At 39.3% G+C, this 1,015-nt stretch carries 1 protein-coding gene; it reads left to right on the forward strand.

What is annotated here, in order from left to right:
* The coding region (locus HMPREF3002_RS00945) for an SspB-related isopeptide-forming adhesin (protein WP_305366833.1) at window positions 1–1,015 on the forward strand (1,015 nt) is incomplete at both ends.

Here is a 1,015-nt window from a genome sequence, read left to right on the forward strand (position 1 = left end):
AACCCAACTACTAAGAAAGTTGAAAAACCAAACAAACCAACTGAAAAACGTGTCAACAGCGTGCCAGTTGAAGTAGAATTCAACTTTACTAAACGTATGGAAGGCCGTGAGCTTAAAGCTAACGAATTCAGCTTCGTTCTTAAAGATTCAAAAGGTAAGACTCTTGAAACTGTGAAGAACGATGCATCTGGTAACGTTAAGTTCTCAGCTATGTCATTCAAGAAGGGTGACGAAGGCGTTCACAACTACACTGTAGAAGAAGTTAAAGGAAGCGACGCAACCGTTACATACGATACCATGAAAGCGAATGTAACAGTCACAGTGAAACACGATGGTACTGCTAAAGTTCTGATCGCGACTGTAGGCGACATTGCGGATAAAGAATTTAACAACCGTGTAACTCCTCCAGAAACTCCAGAATTCAATCCAGAAAAATATGTTCTGAACGAAAAAGAATTTGATTTAACTGGAACTTCATTATTAGATGATGATAAAGAGTTGGCAGACAAGGTTGCAGATACCAATGCGAACCCATATGCGGACGATGCATCTAATAACGAAAAAGCGAATATCAATACTAAATCAGTTAAACCAGGTCAAAAACTTGTTTACCAAGTATGGTTGGATACAACTAAATTTGACGCAAACAACAAAGACCATATCCAATCAGTAGGAATCTCAGATGACTACGATGAGGCTAAAGTTGATGTTGATGGTTCAGCAATCAAAGCTTATGATGGTAAGACTGGTGCGGATGTAACAGCTAAATTCGATATCACTGTGAACAACGGTGTGATTACTGCAACCCTTAAAGATGGCTTCACTAAGTCACTTGGCGATGCAGAAAACACACAAGTGATCGACACAACTAAATTCGAATTCGGACGTTACTACAAGTTTGATATCCCAGCTACAGTGAAAGCTGACGTTGCAGGTGGAGTAGACATTGAAAATACTGCGGCTCAAGTTGTTAACTACTATAACCCAACTACTAAGAAAGTTGAAAAACCAAACA

The organism is Streptococcus sp. HMSC065E03, assembly GCF_001815045.1.
Classification (GTDB): domain Bacteria; phylum Bacillota; class Bacilli; order Lactobacillales; family Streptococcaceae; genus Streptococcus; species Streptococcus parasanguinis_AD.